The following is a 17,069-nucleotide window of genomic DNA, read 5'->3' as shown; positions in this document are numbered from 1 at the left end:
TGGATTCAGTGATCGCTTGATCTTGCCGCTACTGGATCCGTTAGTGCTCCCAATCGGCATGATCCAAGGCATTCGAAAGCTGATCTAAAAGTTGCGACAACTGTTGTTTGTCGGTGGTTGAGAAATCTTTGAATAGCCGAGCCTCGCCCTTTACGCGAGGCTTCAGCCATTCTAGTGGCGAAATCTCTACCTTCGCGGGTAAGCTTGGCGATAGCGGCTCTGCCACGGGAGCGAGTTTGCTCAATCGAGATCAGCCCTCGATCCGCCAGGACGGCGAGACTGCGACTTGCTGCGGCCTTGTCGACATCGGCAGCGTCGGAGAGTTCACTGAAGCAGCGGTTGATGACCTCCATCTGCGACGGATGGATCGCGGCCTTGGCCGAAAAACCGTCACGGCGTGCGGCGTCTGCCTCGCGGCGCAGGGCGTCTTGGCCTCCTATCCGTTTGGACTCGACCTTCGAGCCCATCTTTTCGACCGCCACCAGCGCTGCCCGACAAAAATCAGTCCGGCGGCCTCGCAGGCGCGCACGAAGCCGGCGTTTTCGGAAAGAAATCCATCGCGGGGATGGATCGCGTCGGCGCCGCTTTGCGTCCGGTCGTTCCATGCCGCCAGCTTGGCCGGCACAGCGTGTCCGCATGTCACAACCAGCCTTCTGTTTTGAGTTCGACTGGCGAAGCAGGCCGGCTATTCCACAACGGCGCCTTGCAGACACGACGCAGCGCAAGGCTAGGTGCACAATAGCAGAAGCAAAGTGCTGATTTGGCGGCTGAAAAGTCGAACTCAAATGTGCAAGGCGCGAATTATGCACTATTCCCCGCGGTTATTGCCTATCACGTCGCCCGAATTAGCAGGGTGTCCGGGCGACGCTCAGGCATCGGCGCTAGGCCGCGGCTACGTCGAGTTTTCCAGCGGGGTTTAGCGTCAGACGGTTGCCTCCTGACAATGCAATCGAGCTTCCGATTTTCTGGCTCAGTTCTTTGAAGCGGCCGAGGATCTCCCGCCCAGCGCTTGTATCCGCCCCGTGCACGCAGATATCGTTGTGCTCGTTGCGCCGGACCGGCATCAATTCGATGCCGACGATTGCTGTCCCAGAGATCGAGCAACGCAATGCCAATCCATCGAGATGACGGCCGCGCATGACGTCCCAGTCGAACGCGAAGTTGCCGAGGCTGTAGAAGACCGGCTTGTTCCTATAGATCTCGGCGGCTTGCACCACATGCGGATGATGACCGAACACCATGTCTGCTCCGGCCTCGATGGCGGCCCGGGCGATCTCGCGCTGATAGGCGACCGGCTCATCCTTGGAGGAAACACCCCAGTGGCATGACAGGATTACAAGATCGACCTTGGTTCGTAAGGAGCGGACGTCTTCCTGCATGGCTTGGAGCTCGACAGGGTCCGCGAAGGTATGCGTAATGGGTTCGGCACCCGGCATTTCCAGGGCACGCGGACCGGGCTCATAGGCCGCATGGGCCTTAATCGTAGCACATCCCGGGCTGTTGGCTGAGGCGGCATGATTGCTTGGCCAGAACACTGATGTGTAGCTTAGGAAACCGAAACGAACGCCGTTCTTCTCGATCACCACCGGTTGCCTTGCTTCAGCGAGCGTTTCGCCGACGCCACAATGCAGGATCCCGACCGAATCCAGCGCCTTGACACTGGCGACGGCGGCGCTCGCCGGATGAGCAACGTTACTGGCGCAACTCACGCCGACATAGCCGGCCTTCTTGAGGGCGGGCCCGACCTTGGCGCCCGAGTGGCGCCAACCTGCTTTGTGCGGAATATCGGGCCGCGTTGGATCGACCGAGGGCTCGGCGAGCGGGCCTTCCAGTTGCCCGAACACGACATCCGCCGAAGACAGCATGTCGCGCACGTTGACGAATGCGCTGAAGGGATCTTCGCGGTTCTGGATATTGGTATCGCCCAGGATAAGAAGCGTTTGGTTCAAGTGCTGTTCCTTTTCAGTGATGGAGGCGCTGATGTGGGATTGAGACGGAATTCAAACTGCGCTTTCGGCGGAACTTGGCGTCGCCACCATGGCTTCGCCTTCGCCCCCCGGTGCAATCGATTCAAGGGAGCGCTGGTTGGTTTCGATGCCAAAAAGAAGGACGCCGAGCGCCAGCAGTAGATAAAGCGCTGCGATCGCGTAGAGCACTGACGGCAGGCCATAAGTGTCATAGAGCGATACCACCATGTATGGCGAGGCGATCACCGCGATTCGTCCCGTCATCTGTGCAATGCCGGAGCCGCGGAAGCGGTACTCTGTTGCGAACAATTCCGGCGTATAGCCGCCGAGGCCGAATCCGATCATCAGGCTCATGCCGCCCTGCAGGAGGAAGCCGAAGACCAGGACCCAGGTTGGATCGGTCTGCTGCGAATAAGCGAGCGCAAACACGCCGCACCACAAGGCCGCAAACATCGTGCCTCGGCGGCGCCCAATCCAGTCGGACGTCAGCATGCCAACCAGCGGTCCGAGCGAGCTTCCCAGTGCCATGACTGTGGCGAAGCCCAGCGACTTGGTGACGCTCATGCCTTGCTTGACGAAGAAAGTCGGCACCCAATAGGAAAAGCTGTAGGAGCCGACGAGGCAAGTGATGCAAACTGCCATGGCGAGCAAAGTGCGGGTAATGACGCCGCGCGAGAATAGGATGGAGATCGGAACCCAGGCTGGCGCAGGCGGCGCCATGGCGGTCATCGGCGGCAGCGGCCCTGCCTTTGAAGCCTCCGCCTCGATCTCCTGCATGATCTTCTCGGCTTCCTCGTAGCGGCCGCGTGCTTCGAGCCAGCGGGGCGACTCCGGCAGCTTGCGGCGCAGGAACCAGACCCATAGTGCGCCGCAACCGCCGATCAGATACATCGGCCGCCATCCGAATGCGGGGATGATGAACAGGCCGGTGAAGTTGACGGCGAATGTCGATGCCATCGACACTACGCTGATCAGACCCAGCGCCCAGCCGCGCCGTTGCGGCGGAACGAATTCGCTGACCATGCCATAGCCGCAGACGTATTCCGCGCCGATCCCGACGCCCATGAAGAACCGCAGCGTGGTCAGCCATGTCATCGACGGCGCAAGCATCGAAAGCAGGCACATGCTGCCGAAAATCAGGAGATTGAATTGATAAGCGAAGCGCCGACCATATCGATCGCCGACCAAGCCGGTCATCAGGGCGCCGACAGCAAGGCCCGCAAAGGTGATCGAAATATAGTGGGCATTCATCTCCATATTGGACCAACCCTCCTTGACGAGGGCACCCAGCACGCCAGCGGCCATCTGGTTGTCGAAGCCGTCGAAGAACATTCCGAGGCCGATAAGGCTGAGGATTCGCCACTGAAATGCACCCATCGGGAGCCGGTCGAGCCGGCCGGCGGCATTAACGGAGGTGGTCATCAAAGGCGTTTCTCCCGCAAGCTCCGGCATTGACGACCGGTTTATCCGGATAAAATAAGCGGAACGTCCTCGGGCGAGTATGCTAATTTACTCATCACAACGATGACTTATCTTCAGAGCGGCTCAGAGATTATGGCGCGGACGCGATTAGTCCTCGATCGGGGGCGCTGATGACCCGGAAACTGCCTCCGCTAAACGCGCTTCGCGTCTTCGAGACCGCCGCCCGTTCCGAGAACTTCACGCAGGCTGCCAAGCGGCTCAACGTCTCCCAGGGGGCGGTGAGCCGGCATATTGCCCAACTCGAGGCCTTCCTTGGCCTCCGCCTGTTCGTCCGCGGCCAGCGGGACGCCAGGTTGACGGCGCCGGGCGAGGAATATGCGCGGTCCATCGCCGAAGCTTTCGATCGCATCGAACTCGCGACACACGTCAGCCGACGGGAACGGCAAGGCAGCGTGGTGCGGATAAGGCTTTTTCCTACCGTGGCGATGAAATGGCTCGTCAAACGGCTCGCTCATTTCCATGCCCTGCATCCAAGCATCAATGTGCAGGTCACAATCGCCAACGACCTCGTCGATGTGATGGCCGAAGAGGTAGATTTCACCATCCAGATCCCCGCTGTTGCGAAGCCTGGCGTCCGGTATGAGACCCTGTTTCCGATCGAGTTGCTGCCGGTTTGCAGCCCCGCCGAGTTCGGTAAGCATCCGCCAATTCACGACCCGCGAGACCTGCTCGATCACACTCTGCTGCATTCGATGAAAAGACCGCACGATTGGCGGATCTGGTTCGAGGCCGCAAATGTCATACCGGGGAGCTTCCGCGAAGAACTGTCGTTCGGCAATTCCTCGCTGGCCTATCAAGCCGCGATCGATGGGCTCGGGGTTGCGATGGCGCATCTGGAACTGATCCAGGACGATCTCGATGGCGGGCGACTATTGGCGCTTCACCCGTTAGTGGTGCGGAGCGCCGACAGCTATCGACTCGTTGGCCGCGAATCCGAGATCGGCAGGCCGGAGATCGCTGCGTTCCGCAACTGGGTGTTGTCCGAGGCCGAAATAACCTAGTTGCATCTGGAGCGCTCGCTCATCCAGTTCAGCGGCGGCAGGCGCTCAGATATCGACGCGCTTGCCGGAAGCTCCCTGCCAAGAGGGGCGGACGTAATTCAGCTACCTTCCCTTGAAGAGCGGTGCCCGCTTCTCATTGAATGACAAGATGCCTTCCCGACGATCCTCGGTGCCGACAAGCTGATTGTAGGCGTCGATCTCGAAAAACATCGCAGAACGGAGATCCATGCGTGCACCGAGCGTCATGGAGCGCTTTGCTTGCCGAATCGAGAGCGGGGCGTTCCGGGCGATCCTGCGCGCGGTCGCAAGCGTCTCCTCCATCAGCCGCTCCGGCGCACAGAGCCGGTTGACCACGCCCCATTCGAACGCCTGCTCGGCGCCGAAGGGTTCGCCGGTCAGAATGATCTCGGCGGCGCGGGAATAACCGATGCGCCGCGGCAGGGTCTGCGTGCCACCGCCGCCAGGCATGATCCCGATCGTGACCTCCGTGAGAGCAAACCGTGCCGACAGCGCCGCGTAAGCGAAGTCGCACAACAGCATGAACTCGAACCCGCCCGCGTAGGCGGCGCCATTGACGGCTGCGATGACCGGCAGCGGACAATCGAGGATGCCCAGCATCATGCGCTCGAAAAGAGCGTGCTGCCTGTTCCAGGTGTCATCCGACATGCCGCGCCGTTCCTTGAGGTCGACGCCAGCGCAGAATGCGCGGTCACCGCTGCCGGTCAGCACCACGCAGCGCCATGCCGACGGATCGGCGTTGATCCGCGTGAACAGGTCCACCATCTCGTGACCCATCTTCGTGCTGATGGCATTGCGGACGTCAGGGCGATTGAAGCGGATGACGAGAACATCGGCAGTCGGTGTCTCCAGCGCTAGGGTCTCATAGCAATCGAGATCGAATGACATGTAGAATTCCTTCAGGATTTGAGAGCGCTGCTGGATCGCGGGAGAGCGATCGACGGCCGCTCGATGAATTCGCTGCGGATCAGCACATGCTGCGGCTCGTCGCTGGCGACCTCACGGATCCGGTTGAGCAGGAGGTTTGCGGCGGCAGCCCCGACCTCGCCCTGATCCCAATGCTGGACCGCAATCGCGGGCATATGCAGCTCGGCAAGCTCAGAATCGCCGGCGCCAACGAGCGAGATGTCGTCCGGGATGCTCAAGCCCCGGACCCGAATCGCCCTGATGACGCCGGCGAGCATGTCGATGCCACCCGCGATGATCGCAGTCGGGGGCTCTTTGCTCGCGAGCAGCGCGGAGGTCTGCTGGAAGCTCTCGGGCGAGAGGAAGCTGTGGGCGCGGATAAGCGAGCGGTCGAGCTCGATGCCCTTTGCCTCGAAGGCCTCGGTGAAGCCACGGATGCGGGTCCGTGCCGGATAGACGACCGGCGTACCGGTGAGGAGTGCGATCCGGCGATGGCCGAGTTCGATGAGCCGGCTGGTCGCCTTGCGTGTTGCGCCGGCATGATCCGCCATCACCGCATCGGCCCAAGCGGGCTCGTCGCGATCGACCATCACAATCGGCGCGCCGAGGCCGCGGAGGAACTTGTCGAACGCGGGGGTCATCGGGCTGTATGGACCGATCATGATGCCGTCCGAGCGTTGGCTCGACAGGCGCATCAGGAGCTCCCGCTCGCGATCCTCGCGGCCCTCCGAATTGGAGAGCAGCAACGAGAAACCTGCTCGGTCCAGCACATTATGCGCAGCATGCACAAAGGAGGCGAGCATCGGGATGTTGATGTCGCGGATCACACATCCAATGACATGCGTCGATCCGCGCCGCATGCTCTGTGCAATCGCGTCCGGACGATAGCCGAGCGTCTCGATTGCCTTGAGAACGCGGCTTCGGACCTCCCGCCCGACCGTCGTCTTGCCGTTGATGACCCGCGATGCTGTGCCCACCGACACTTCGGCCGCCCGCGCGACATCGCGAATAGTGGTATTTCCTTTCAATAGCGCCGCCTTACTCCGAAAAGCGTGTATTTTATCACATCAATGCAACCGAGCGGTCGATAATCTGGCCGGTTCGTCCACGCCATGCACAGCTCGTCGTGCTAGCGCGACATCGAGTGTCGGCGCTGCGCTGTGGCGGTCTTGTTGACCGCGGCTGAGCCTGGGTCGATTACGACACCGTAAAGCTCAGCTGCAGCCTCGCGACTGACGTAGCCGTCGCGGACATCGTCGACCACCAGTTCGGGGTCGCGCTCGGTTGGCTTGCCATAGCCACCGCCGGCGGCGGGACGGATGTGGACGCGGTCGCCGCGCCGGACCACCTCGAATTCTCCCTTGCTGGGAACGGACTTGATGTTGCCGTCAGACCGCACCACCTGGGAGAAGAACTTGCCACCGGCAAGCCCACCGAACAGGCCGTCGGGAGCGACCAAACCACGCTCCGCGATAACGGTAAGCGCAGCCTCGTCATACAGCACGCGATAGACGCGTTCCGAGGTCAGGCCGCCGCGGTTGCGGCCAGCGCCGCCGCTGTCGGGCACGAGATGCCAGCTTTCGACGCGCAAAGGCACCAGATGTTCGATCAGTTCGATCGACTGGATACCGGCATTGCCGACCAGCACGCGAATGGCGTTGACGCCGTCGAGCGCGGGCCGGGCGCCATAACCGCCGGCGTGCGGATCGATGTGCTGGACATATCTCCGGTGGAGCGACTTTACACGCCGTTCATCCGGATCTTCGCCGCTGAAGATGCCGGAGCAGGCGGCGTCATTGCTCTGCGCGACCACGCGGTTCGGAATGGCTGGCGCCAGGGTCTTGAGCAGCATGTCGATGATGCGCGGCGAGGTTTCGGTCACCCCGCTCACCACGGAGGCGGGGTAGGTACAGTTCAGCAAGGTGCCCTCAGGGCAGATGATTTCGACCGGCCGATAGCAACCCTGATTGATCGGAATCGTGTGGTCGGTGATTGCCTTCAGCGTGAACCAGGTGCTGTTGCAGGTCACCGACAACGGACAATTGACGCCGCCGCGAACCTGCTTGGCGGTGCCGGTGTAGTCGAACACCATGCGATCGCCGGCGACGGTGATCTTGACCTTTACGGGGATCAGATCCTTCGGCCAGCCGCTGGCCTGGACCGGCTCGATGAAGTCGCTGCCTTCGTAGACGCCGTCGGGAATGCGCTCGATCTGGGCCCGCATCAACCGCTCGGAGTAATCGAGCGAAGCTGCCATGGCGCTGTCGATTGCCGCACGGCCGAACTTCTTCGCCATGGCGATGATGCGTTCGCCGCCGACAAAGGTGCCAGCATATTGTGCGTTAATGTCCAGCGTCCGGTTGTCGGTGTCGCGCGTGTTGTGCACGATCAGGCGGAAAAGGTCTTCGACCGGCTGGTCGTCGCGATAAAGGATGACCGGCGGAATGCGGATGCCTTCCGCATGTATGTCCCAGGTCACGGCGGTGAAGCTGCCAGGCGCGGTGCCGCCGATATCCACCCAATGGCCGCGCGTCATCGTATAGGCAATGATCTCGCCCTCGAAGAATACCGGCCGGGTCAGTTGAACGTCAGGCTGGTGGTTGCCCCCACCCAGATAGACGTCGTTGGAAATGATGACGTCGCCGGGACGCAGATTCTTCACGCCGATGGCCTCGACCGACGCTTTGGTGGAGATCACGGCCGAGCCCATCATGGTCGGGATGTCGTTGCCCTGCGCCACGAGCTGCATCTTGGCATCGAAGATGGCGGCGGATGCGTCGCCACCGGAATGAATGATCGGGCTGCCGGCGGTCTGCATCATCGCGACCTTCATCTCGCGGGCGATCGCGTAGAGGCCACTGCGGATGATCTCGTATGCCACCTTGTCCATTATCGGGCTCCCACGCTCACCAGAATGGTCGATTGGTCGCCGACCGTCAGCCGCTCGCCGGCACGCAGCGAGATCCGCGTCGATATCTCCTCGACAACCAGCGGGCCATCGAGTTCGTCGCCCTTGCGCAGATCCTCGCGCCGGTAGCGCGGCATCTCGACCCAGTGGCCGTGGTCGTAGATACGGGCGCGGCCGACTTGTTTGAGAGCCTCGCCGTTGCGCATCCTAGTCTGGCCGACCGTAAAATCGCCGATCTTGCCGACGATGCGCAGGCGCAGATTGACGATTCGAACTGGGCGGTTGGCGACGTCGAAGTTCCAGCGGCGGCGATGCTCCGCGATGAAATTATTGGCCAGTTCGTCAATGGTCTTGCGCGCGATCGCACCTTCCGGGAAGGCCACCTGAAGCGTTTCGCCCTGGCCGAGATATTGGCAGTCGGATCGGCGTTCGATCCTGATGTCCTGCTCGCGGACGTTGGCGATGCGCAGCCGCTGCCGCCCTTCCTTCTCGAGGCCCGCGAAGATCGCCTCTATGTTGGCCGGGTCGGAGTCGTCAGCCGTTGCGACCACAGAAGCCTGAAGATCCTGCACGGCGTCGGCTACAAGCATGCCGAAAGCGCTGAACAGACCAGGCATTGGCGGCAGCACGACGGTCGGTATCTCCAACTCGCGCGCGAGATCGACGGCGTGCACGGGGCCCGCGCCGCCATACGGAATGAAGATGAATTCACGCGGATCGTAGCCGCGCTCCACGGTGGCGAGCCGCATCGCTTGTGCCATCAGCGCATTTGCGACCTGGCGTACCGTCGTCGCGGCTTCCTCGATAGTCACCCCGAGCGGGGTGTGGCAAGGTGGGTCTCGATCGCCTCGCGCGCCGCCTTGACGTCGAGCGCGAAGTCGCCGCCAAGAAAGCTTTCGGGATCGACATAGCCGAGGATGAGGTTGCAGTCGGTCACGGTCGGCCGGGTGCCGCCACGACCGTAGCAGACCGGGCCGGGATCCGCACCGGCGCTCTCCGGGCCGATCCGCACGCCGCCGCCTTCGTCGATCCAAGCGATCGATCCGCCACCGGCGCCGATCGAGATAATATCGATGTTGGGCGCGCGCACCGTATAAGTATTGATCGTGGTGGAGTTGCGCAGTTCCGGCTGGCCGTCACGGATCAGCGAGACGTCGTAGCTGGTGCCGCCCATGTCGCCGGTGATCGCGTTGGGAATGCCGAGCCGCTCGCACAGGCGTGCGGCCGCGGTGACGCCGCCGGCAGGGCCGGACTCCAGCAGTGTGACGGGGAGGGCGCTAACAACGTCCGGCGCGGCGAGGCCGCCGTTTGACTGCATGAAGTAGATGTCCGACTTCAGGCCGATCGCGCGCGCGTTGTCGGTGAAGCGGCGGCCATATTGGCCGCAGCGCGGACCGAGCACGGCGTTCATGACCGTGGTGCAGGTCCGCTCATACTCCATAATCTCCGGATTGACCTCGATCGAACCGGAGACGAACGTATCGTTGACGCGGTCGCGGATGAGCTTCAGGGCTCCGCGCTCGTTCTCGCCGTTGGCCGGCGAATTGATCAGGCAGACCGCGATCGCCTCCACCCCGTCGGCCTTGAGCTCGGCGATCCGGTCCGCGACTTCGGCGGCATCGATCCCTTGCTCGATCGTGCCGTCATGTGCGACGCGCTCCGTAATCTCCAGGCGATGCCGACGAAGCACGAGTTGGCGCGGCGCTTCGAAAAAGAGATCGTAGAGGTCGGCGCGGTCATGCCGCCAGCCGCGACGCAGTTCGAGAATGTCGCGGAAGCCCTTCGTCGTGATCAGGCCGGTGAGGGCGCCCTTACCTTCGATCACCATATTGGTGGCGATCGTCGTGCCGTGCCCGATAAAGTCGATTGCGTCCGGCTCGGAGTTGCTGCGCGACAGGATGGCGCGAAGGCCGTTCAGTGCGCCCTGCGTCGGATCCTTCGGTGTGGTGGGCACTTTCGCCGACCAGACCTCACCGGACCCCGAGTCCACCAGCACGACGTCGGTGAACGTCCCGCCTACATCGATTCCGACGCGCCGCATGCGCCCTCCCACATTCAATTTCAGCAGCGCGCCCCGAAAGCGCACTCGTTACGCTTGTTGATGAAACGTTTCACGTGTAATTCGGGCGCGGCTTAGCTGTCAATGCCGGGACGGCGGGACAGTCCTGCGTTTCGGGCAGGGCAATCGCGGCGCAACTGCATCATCGGATGACAGGATCAAATCCGTCATTTTGCAGAGCAAAATGAAGTATCTGATAGCGAGTTCCTTTGGTGAAACGGGCCAAAGCCGTCGAATTTTGGGCGCGCCAAGCGACAGGAGAGGACGAGGCGAGAGGTTCGGCGATTTCCGAAGAAAGAGCCCAAAGATCATTTGATGAAACGTTATCTTGACGGGCCGAAAGCTGCTGATAGTGTTCCGCCCCGAATTGAGGCAAGGCATGAACCATTCAAGGCCATTGGACGGCGTCGTTATCGTTGAGCTCGGGCACAGCGTGGCTGGTCCCTATGCGGGATTGATTCTTGCCGATCTCGGCGCACGGGTGATCAAGGTCGAAAATCCCAAGCACGGCGACTACGCGAGGGATTGGGGCCCGCCGTTCTGGGGTGATACGTCGTCCTCGTTTGCTTCGCTCAATCGCGGCAAGGAAAGCATCACGGTCGATTTTGCCGATCCGGCGGAAGCTGCGGCGCTGCGCCGGTTGATTATCGAGCAGGCCGACGGCGTTATCCAGAATCTCAGGCCCGGAATCCTGGACGTATACGGCCTCTCCGCCGAGAGTTTCCGCGAAGAAAAGCGTTCGCTGATCTGGTGCGACATTGGGGCATTCGGGGCGGGCGGTCCGATGGCGAAGAAGCCCGGCTACGATCCTCTGGTGCAGGCCTCAAGCGGCATCATGAGCGTGACCGGTGAGGGCGACCGGCCACCGGTGCGTGTCGGCATTTCGCTGGTCGACATGGGTTCGGGCATGTGGGCCGCGATGGGTTTCCTGGCCAGCTTCATTTCACGGATGAAAGAAGGCAAGGGCGCGCGGGTCTCGACCTCGCTGTTCGAGACGGGTCTCGCCTGGATGACGATCCCGCTGGCGGGGTTCGAGGCGGCGGGCGATGTGCGCAAGCCCTATGGCTCGGGCGTGGCTGAGATCGTGCCGTACCAGTGCTTCCAGACCAAGACCGGCTGGCTGATGATCGCAGCCGGCAACGACAATTTGTTCCGTAAGTTCTGCGAGGTGCTGGATCTGCGCGAGCTCGTGAGTGATCCGGCTTTCGCAACCAATTCGGCGCGCGTGGTGAACCGGGAGCGCCTGATTCCGATGGTCGAGAAGGCGGTCGCGCAGTTCGACGCTGAGGATCTCGGGCGTAGGCTCGACGCGCTCGGGGTTCCCAATGCACCACTGCTCGGGGTCGAGGACGTCGCGAAACATCCGCAACTGAAGGCGCTCGACATCACCGCGCAGTGCGATGACGGTCTGTCGCTGGTCTCAATCCCGATTGCTCTCGACGGCAAGAGGCCTCGAACCACGCGCCGCGCGCCCAAGCTCGGCGAGCATAATGCCAACGTGAAGGGGCGCGCATGATCGACGTTCTCTCGGCCGCCTATCCGACCCTGGAGCTGGAGCGGATCGACGCCGCCATCCTCGTCGTCCGCATGAATCGCCCGGCTGCGGCAAACGCCATGAACACGCAGATGGGCCTCGACCTGATGGCGGTGTTCGAGGAGCTGCAGATTCGCCAGCACGGCTTGCGCTGCGTGGTGCTCACCGGCGCGGGCGAGCGCGCGTTCTGCGCTGGGGGAGATCTGGTCGAGCGGCGGACCATGAGCGACGAGCAATGGCAGTCCCAGCATGCGATCTTTGAACGGATGGTGCGTGCCGTGGTCAATTGCCCAATTCCGATCGTCGCCGCGGTCAATGGCGCCGCGATCGGCGGCGGTTGCGAGATCGCGGCCGCCTGCGACTTTATCTACGCATCGAACAATGCGCGGTTTGCTCTCACCGAGGTGACGCTCGGCATCATGCCGGGAGCGGGCGGCACGCAGAACCTGACGCGCGCGGTCGGCACCCGACGTGCGAGCGAGATCATCCTCACGGGCGCGCCGTTCTCGGCCGAGGAGGCGCAGCGCTATGGCCTCGTCAACGAGGTCGTCGAACTCGCCGACCTGATGGAAGCGACGCTCGCGGCGGTCCGCCGCATCGCCGGCAACGCGCCGATGTCGATCCGGCAGGCCAAGCAGTCGATCCGCCGCGGCGTCGACATGTCGATCTCCGACGGCCTCGCCTTCGAGATCGAGGCCTATAACCGCATGGTGCCAACCAGCGATCGTCGCGAGGGCGTCAATGCCTTCAACGAGAAGCGCAAGCCCGACTTCAAGGGCAAATAGGAGGCGGCATGGCGGAGCACGTCCAGATTCGCGAAGTCGGCCCGCGCGACGGGCTGCAGCTCGTCAAGACGATGCTGACGGCCGAGCAGAAGCTCGAATGGTGCCGCCGGGCGGGCGAGGCCGGTATCGAGGAGGTCGAGGTGACCTCCTTCGTGCCGCCGTCCGTGATGCCGCAATTTGCCGACGCCGGCGAGGTGGCGCGCGGCGCGGTGGGGCTGGGCGGCTTCACCGCCGCGGCGTTGGTGCCGAATCTGAAGGGCGCGCAGCGCGCGATCGAAGCGGGTCTGCGCAAGGTCAATTATGTGCTGTCGGCGAGCGAGGCGCACAACCAGGCCAATGTACGGCGCTCGACGCAGGAATCGCTCGAAAACTTCAAGGATATTATCGATTTTCGCAATGACCTGGCCAAGAACTCGTCCGTCCGCGTGCAGATCGCCGGCGGCATCGCCACGTCATTCGGCTGCACCATCTCGGGCAAGGTCGACGAATCCCGGGTGCTGGAGATCGCAGACAAATATCTAGAGATGGGGGCGGATGAGCTGATCATCGCCGACACCGTCGGCTATGCCAATCCGGCCCAGATCCGGCGACTGATGTCGGCGGTGCTCAAGGTCGCCGGCTCGGTGTCGGTTGCGTGCCATTTTCACGATACGTTCGGGCTCGGACTTGCGAACGCCACGGCTGCGCTTGAGGCCGGCGTGCGCGCCTTCGACAGTGCGATCGGCGGCCTCGGCGGCTGCCCTTTCGCGCCGGGGGCAAGCGGCAATATCAACACCGAGGATACGGTCTACCTGGTCGAGAGCTTGGGCTTTTCGACGGGCATCGATATCGCCGCGCTGCTCGAACTGCGGCGCGTGATCGAGGCCTGGCTGCCGGGCGAGCGGTTTACCGGCGGCGTGGCCCGTGCCGGCCTGCCCAAAACGTTCCAGCCGGTGCCGGCGCACGACCAGCGCCCGCCACGACGAGCCGCGACATAAAAGGTTTTTGCGCGATTTACTGATCAAAAAAAACAGGGAGGATGACATGTTGAAGTGGAAGATCGGAGTGACTGCGATGGCGCTCGTTGCGCTGTCGACCCTGCAGGCCGGCGCCGAGCCGGGCGTATCGAAGGATACGATCAAGATTGGCATGTTCGCGCCGATGACCGGTACGTCGGCGATCTTCGGGCGCTATACGATCGGTGCCCGCGCCTATTACAACATGATCAACGCGCAGGGCGGTGTGAACGGGCGCAAGATCGAGGTGGTTCTTGAGGATGACGCCTGCAATCCCGCAACTGCCGTTGCGGCCACCAAGCGTCTGGTGTCGCAGGAGGGCGTGTTCGCTATTCATGCCGGCGTGTGCACGGCCGCTGTCATGGCCGTGAAGAAGGAACTGCAGCGCGAGAACGTGCCGTTCATGAATCTCGGCGCGGCCGGCGCGTCGCTGGTCGACCCGATCGCGCCAAACCTGTTCTCGCCGCTGCCGAACACCTCGGTCGTCGCACAGACGCTCGTGAATTTCGCAATGTCGCGTCCCGACACCAAGCGCCTTGCGATCATCAGCCACCCCGACGATTGGGGTAAGTCGCAGTTCGATCCGGCGGTTCAGCTTCTCAAGGAGAAGTACAAGATCGAGTTCGTCGAGAACGTGACGATGGAACGCGGCGCAACCGACATCACGCCGCAAATCCTGAAGCTGCGCGCGGCCAAGCCGGACGTCGTGGTCTCCTTCCTCTATCCGACTGAGACTGCGATCTTCGTTCGGTCCGCCCACAAATACGGGCTCGATGCGCCGCTGCTCGGGTGCTTCGGTGCGCCTTATGAGGACACCGTGCGCCGTGTCGACGATCCCGAGGCCACCAAGAATCTCTACATCTTCCATGCGCTTGGCGGCGCGGCGGATGGTCCGGAAATGGCCAAATGGGTCGATATGATCAAGAAGTACGGGACGCCCGACGGTACCATTCGGCGACTACGACCTCGGTGGCATCGGCGGCGCCCAGGCCGTGGTGGAAGCGCTCAAGAAGGCAGGCCCCGAGCCGACACGCGAGAAATTCATCGAGGCGCTGAACTCAATCAAGAATTTCGATACGGGCGTTCTGTCGGCGCCGATCACCTTCTCGGCCGACGACCACGCCGGCGTCAAGTCCGGCTCGATGATGACTACGATCGACGGCAAGTTCGCTTCCGTCACGTCCTGGCCGAGCGCGAAGAAGTAGCCGATGCTTGGCCAGCTCGTTCTGAGCGGTATCTCCCAGGGCGCCATTTATGCGCTGGTTGCCCTGGGAATGACCGTTCTCTACCGCACCACCGCCGTGCTGAACTTCGGTTACGGTGATACCTTCATGCTGGGGGCGTTCGTCTTCTATGTGTTCCTGAAAATCGCCCAGGTCCCGTTCGCTATCGCCGCGCTGATGACCATCCTGGTCATGATCGGGGTTGGGCTCGCGATCGACCGGGTGTTGATCCGTCCCATCGCGGCGCGGCCGCATCTTTTGATCGCCATGATGACGATCGCGATCTCCTATCTGTTCCGCGGCGCGACCCGTATGATCTGGGGACGTGACGTCCAGCCGATGCCGGCGCTGTTCGATTTTCCGCCGATCTTCATCGGTGACATGGTGCTGACCAGCCAGAATATCGTCATCATGGTTGCGGCGGCGTTGCTCGTGATCGCGTTTTTCGCATTCTTCAACTACAGCTCGCTCGGCAAGCTGATGCAGGCCGCCTCGCATTCGCCGCGTGGCGCCGCGCTGATCGGGGTGAACGTTCCGCTGTTCAGCGCCTGCATGTGGGCGCTTTCGGTGGCGATCGCTGCGATCGCAGGCATCTTGGTCGCTCCGGTGACCCTGCTTTATCCCGACATGGGAGCCGCGACCCTGCTTAAGGCCTTTGCGGCGATGACGCTGGGTGGCTTCGGCAATCTCGGCGGCGCGGTGCTCGGCGGCGTCCTGCTGGGGATCAGCGAGCAGCTGTGCGGCGGCTATATCTCGACCTCGTTCATGGACATCTTTCCCTATCTGGTAATTCTCGCGATCCTGCTGGTGTATCCGGCCGGCATTCTGGGACGCGCGGAGATCACGCGTGTCTGACCTCATGAAAGGCCGCCTTGGCCTCGTCGTGGCCCTGGCAGTGCTGGCAGCGCTGTTCGCGGCACCCAGGCTGGTCAACGGCTATGTCGTCTATATCCTGGCGCTGATGTGCATCAATGCCCTGATGGCGAGCGGATTCAACTTCGTGATCGGCTTCCTCGGCCAGCTCGTATTTGCCAATACCGCGTTCTTCGGCATCGGCGCCTATGCCTGCGGCATTGTCATGGTTCATACCGGAGCGCCGTTCGTCGTCGCATTCATTGTCGCCTGCCTCGTAGGTGGTGTCGCCGGCCTGATTGTCGGTCTGCCGGCGCTCCGTTTAACGGGATTTCAGCTTGCCATCGTCACGCTTGCCTTCAATGAGCTGATGCGCTGGATCTATCTGCATAGTGGCTCGATCGGCGGTGGCGCGAGCGGTCTGGAATTGCCGGATGCGTATTTCTTTGGGGTCGAGCTGTTCTCGGATCGCGCGAAGTACATTTTCATCCTCGCGGCGACCGCGATCGCGATATGGATGGTGCGCAACATCGCCCGGTCGACGGTTGGACGAGCTATCGTCTCGGTCGGTGCCAGTGAGCTGGCCGCGGCGTCATTGACCATTCCGCCGGTGCGCTACAAGATCATGGCGTTCGGCTTGAGCGGATTTTTCACCGCGATGTCGGGCGCGCTGTTCGCTCTCCTCCTCGGCCGGATAGCGCCGGAAAGCTTCAGCCTGAACCAGTTGCTGCTGGGATTTGCGATGGTGATGGTGGGCGGCATGGGCACGGTGGCGGGCCCGGTGCTGGGCGCGATCCTGCTCACGGTCGCGCCGGAGTTCCTGCGCAACATCGCGGGGGCAGAGGAGATCATGTACAGCTTCCTCCTGATCGGTCTCTTGCTGTTCATGCCGAGTGGTCTGTTCGGTGGATTGTGCGCGCTTGTGCCGGGCCTGCGCGAGCGTCATCTGGGAGCCGCGCGATGACCCCGCGGCTCAAGCTCGAGAATGTTGGGGTGCAGTTCGCAGGCCTGCGTGCCGTGTCCGACGTCAGCTTCGAGGTCGCGCCGGGAGAAATTTGCGCCGTGATCGGCCCCAACGGGGCCGGCAAGTCGACGCTCTTCAACGCGATCGGCGGCTATGTGCGGTCAACCGGCCAGGTTTGGCTCGACGATGCCCAGCTGAGCGGGAAGCCGATCCACGAGATCGCCGCATTCGGCGTGCGGCGTACATTTCAGAATGGGGGACTGTTTCCAGATCTCACCGTGATCGAGAACGTCGCGGTCGGCCTGCATCAGAGCCACAATATCCCACTTCTGTCGGGAGCGTTTTCGTTACCTTCGGCGCGGCGGATGGAGGCCG

Annotated in this window: 16 protein-coding genes and 1 pseudogene; 8 read left to right on the top strand and 9 right to left on the bottom strand. The window is 62.5% G+C overall.

Annotated elements, in window-relative coordinates; all coding sequences use genetic code 11:
* Window positions 1–5: 5 nt before the first annotated feature.
* From ACVWW3_RS23460 to ACVWW3_RS23445, 4 genes are all read right to left on the bottom strand, one after another.
* Window positions 6–482 (bottom strand): hypothetical protein, encoded by a 477-nt coding sequence (locus tag ACVWW3_RS23460; RefSeq protein WP_456649842.1) that lies wholly within the window; start codon window positions 480–482, stop codon window positions 6–8.
* Window positions 437–625: a biotin carboxylase N-terminal domain-containing protein gene (locus ACVWW3_RS23455; RefSeq protein WP_456672151.1), complete on the bottom strand. Its 189-nt coding sequence runs from the start codon at window positions 623–625 to the stop codon at window positions 437–439. Before ACVWW3_RS23455 ends, ACVWW3_RS23460 begins: the two co-directional genes overlap by 46 nt.
* Window positions 626–881: 256 nt before the next feature.
* Window positions 882–1,949: a CapA family protein gene (locus tag ACVWW3_RS23450; protein ID WP_456648493.1), complete on the bottom strand. Its 1,068-nt coding sequence runs from the start codon at window positions 1,947–1,949 to the stop codon at window positions 882–884.
* Window positions 1,950–2,000: 51 nt separating this feature from the next.
* A complete protein-coding gene (locus tag ACVWW3_RS23445) occupies window positions 2,001–3,389 on the bottom strand; it encodes an MFS transporter (protein WP_456648494.1) in 1,389 nt (462 codons plus the stop codon).
* A gap of 170 nt (window positions 3,390–3,559) precedes the next feature.
* Between ACVWW3_RS23445 and ACVWW3_RS23440 the strand changes: the two genes are divergently transcribed.
* On the top strand, window positions 3,560–4,450 hold the full coding sequence (locus ACVWW3_RS23440) for a LysR substrate-binding domain-containing protein (RefSeq protein ID WP_456648495.1): 891 nt from the start codon (window positions 3,560–3,562) through the stop codon (window positions 4,448–4,450).
* 102 nt (window positions 4,451–4,552) lie between these two features.
* Here the strand turns inward: ACVWW3_RS23440 and ACVWW3_RS23435 are convergent, their stop codons facing one another.
* The 5 genes from ACVWW3_RS23435 to ACVWW3_RS23415 form a co-directional block, all read right to left on the bottom strand.
* Window positions 4,553–5,356 carry an enoyl-CoA hydratase/isomerase family protein gene (locus tag ACVWW3_RS23435; RefSeq protein WP_354106056.1) on the bottom strand — a complete coding sequence of 268 codons (804 nt, stop codon included), beginning with the start codon at window positions 5,354–5,356 and terminating at the stop codon, window positions 4,553–4,555.
* Window positions 5,357–5,367: 11 nt separating this feature from the next.
* Window positions 5,368–6,402 (bottom strand): LacI family DNA-binding transcriptional regulator, encoded by a 1,035-nt coding sequence (locus tag ACVWW3_RS23430; protein WP_456648496.1) that lies wholly within the window; start codon window positions 6,400–6,402, stop codon window positions 5,368–5,370.
* A 101-nt stretch (window positions 6,403–6,503) separates the two neighbouring features.
* The gene (locus ACVWW3_RS23425; protein WP_354106054.1) at window positions 6,504–8,264 is read right to left on the bottom strand and encodes a hydantoinase B/oxoprolinase family protein; all 1,761 of its coding nucleotides are present in this window, start codon (window positions 8,262–8,264) and stop codon (window positions 6,504–6,506) included.
* Window positions 8,264–9,094 (bottom strand): hydantoinase/oxoprolinase family protein, encoded by an 831-nt coding sequence (locus ACVWW3_RS23420; RefSeq protein WP_456672150.1) that lies wholly within the window; start codon window positions 9,092–9,094, stop codon window positions 8,264–8,266. Before ACVWW3_RS23420 ends, ACVWW3_RS23425 begins: the two co-directional genes overlap by 1 nt.
* Window positions 9,091–10,323 carry a hydantoinase/oxoprolinase family protein gene (locus tag ACVWW3_RS23415; RefSeq protein WP_456672149.1) on the bottom strand — a complete coding sequence of 411 codons (1,233 nt, stop codon included), beginning with the start codon at window positions 10,321–10,323 and terminating at the stop codon, window positions 9,091–9,093. The genes ACVWW3_RS23420 and ACVWW3_RS23415 overlap by 4 nt, the downstream gene beginning before the upstream one ends.
* A 397-nt stretch (window positions 10,324–10,720) precedes the next feature.
* Between ACVWW3_RS23415 and ACVWW3_RS23410 the strand changes: the two genes are divergently transcribed.
* The 7 genes and pseudogenes from ACVWW3_RS23410 to ACVWW3_RS23380 form a co-directional block, all read left to right on the top strand.
* The gene (locus ACVWW3_RS23410) at window positions 10,721–11,857 is read left to right on the top strand and encodes a CaiB/BaiF CoA transferase family protein (RefSeq protein ID WP_354106052.1); all 1,137 of its coding nucleotides are present in this window, start codon (window positions 10,721–10,723) and stop codon (window positions 11,855–11,857) included.
* Complete coding sequence (locus ACVWW3_RS23405) at window positions 11,854–12,660, top strand: enoyl-CoA hydratase/isomerase family protein (protein ID WP_354106051.1); 807 nt, start codon at window positions 11,854–11,856, stop codon at window positions 12,658–12,660. The genes ACVWW3_RS23410 and ACVWW3_RS23405 overlap by 4 nt, the downstream gene beginning before the upstream one ends.
* Window positions 12,661–12,668: 8 nt before the next feature.
* Window positions 12,669–13,637 (top strand): hydroxymethylglutaryl-CoA lyase, encoded by a 969-nt coding sequence (locus ACVWW3_RS23400; RefSeq protein WP_456648498.1) that lies wholly within the window; start codon window positions 12,669–12,671, stop codon window positions 13,635–13,637.
* A gap of 46 nt (window positions 13,638–13,683) precedes the next feature.
* A complete protein-coding gene (locus ACVWW3_RS23395) occupies window positions 13,684–14,979 on the top strand; it encodes an ABC transporter substrate-binding protein (RefSeq protein ID WP_456672148.1) in 1,296 nt (431 codons plus the stop codon).
* On the top strand, window positions 14,930–15,733 hold the full coding sequence (locus tag ACVWW3_RS23390; RefSeq protein ID WP_456672147.1) for a branched-chain amino acid ABC transporter permease: 804 nt from the start codon (window positions 14,930–14,932) through the stop codon (window positions 15,731–15,733). The genes ACVWW3_RS23395 and ACVWW3_RS23390 overlap by 50 nt, the downstream gene beginning before the upstream one ends.
* The gene (locus ACVWW3_RS23385) at window positions 15,726–16,694 is read left to right on the top strand and encodes a branched-chain amino acid ABC transporter permease (RefSeq protein ID WP_456648501.1); all 969 of its coding nucleotides are present in this window, start codon (window positions 15,726–15,728) and stop codon (window positions 16,692–16,694) included. The genes ACVWW3_RS23390 and ACVWW3_RS23385 overlap by 8 nt, the downstream gene beginning before the upstream one ends.
* A pseudogene (locus ACVWW3_RS23380) lies at window positions 16,691–17,065 on the top strand (ATP-binding cassette domain-containing protein); the annotation flags it as partial. The gene ACVWW3_RS23385 and the pseudogene ACVWW3_RS23380, both read left to right, overlap by 4 nt.
* Window positions 17,066–17,069 lie beyond the last annotated feature (4 nt).

The sequence above is a fragment of the Bradyrhizobium sp. LM2.9 genome, from assembly GCF_054056555.1.
This window is presented reverse-complemented; position numbering and strand designations above follow the sequence as displayed.

Bases quoted from the DNA above. Each gene is read 5' to 3' on its own strand.
- ACVWW3_RS23445 (WP_456648494.1), bottom strand. From the start codon at position 3,389: ATGACCACCTCCGTTAATGCCGCCGGCCGGCTCGACCGGCTCCCGATG.
- ACVWW3_RS23440 (WP_456648495.1), top strand. From the start codon at position 3,560: ATGACCCGGAAACTGCCTCCGCTAAACGCGCTTCGCGTCTTCGAGACC.
- ACVWW3_RS23435 (WP_354106056.1), bottom strand. From the start codon at position 5,356: ATGTCATTCGATCTCGATTGCTATGAGACCCTAGCGCTGGAGACACCG.
- ACVWW3_RS23425 (WP_354106054.1), bottom strand. From the start codon at position 8,264: ATGGACAAGGTGGCATACGAGATCATCCGCAGTGGCCTCTACGCGATC.
- ACVWW3_RS23415 (WP_456672149.1), bottom strand. From the start codon at position 10,323: ATGCGGCGCGTCGGAATCGATGTAGGCGGGACGTTCACCGACGTCGTG.
- ACVWW3_RS23410 (WP_354106052.1), top strand. From the start codon at position 10,721: ATGAACCATTCAAGGCCATTGGACGGCGTCGTTATCGTTGAGCTCGGG.
- ACVWW3_RS23405 (WP_354106051.1), top strand. From the start codon at position 11,854: ATGATCGACGTTCTCTCGGCCGCCTATCCGACCCTGGAGCTGGAGCGG.
- ACVWW3_RS23400 (WP_456648498.1), top strand. From the start codon at position 12,669: ATGGCGGAGCACGTCCAGATTCGCGAAGTCGGCCCGCGCGACGGGCTG.
- ACVWW3_RS23395 (WP_456672148.1), top strand. From the start codon at position 13,684: ATGTTGAAGTGGAAGATCGGAGTGACTGCGATGGCGCTCGTTGCGCTG.
- ACVWW3_RS23390 (WP_456672147.1), top strand. From the start codon at position 14,930: ATGACCGTTCTCTACCGCACCACCGCCGTGCTGAACTTCGGTTACGGT.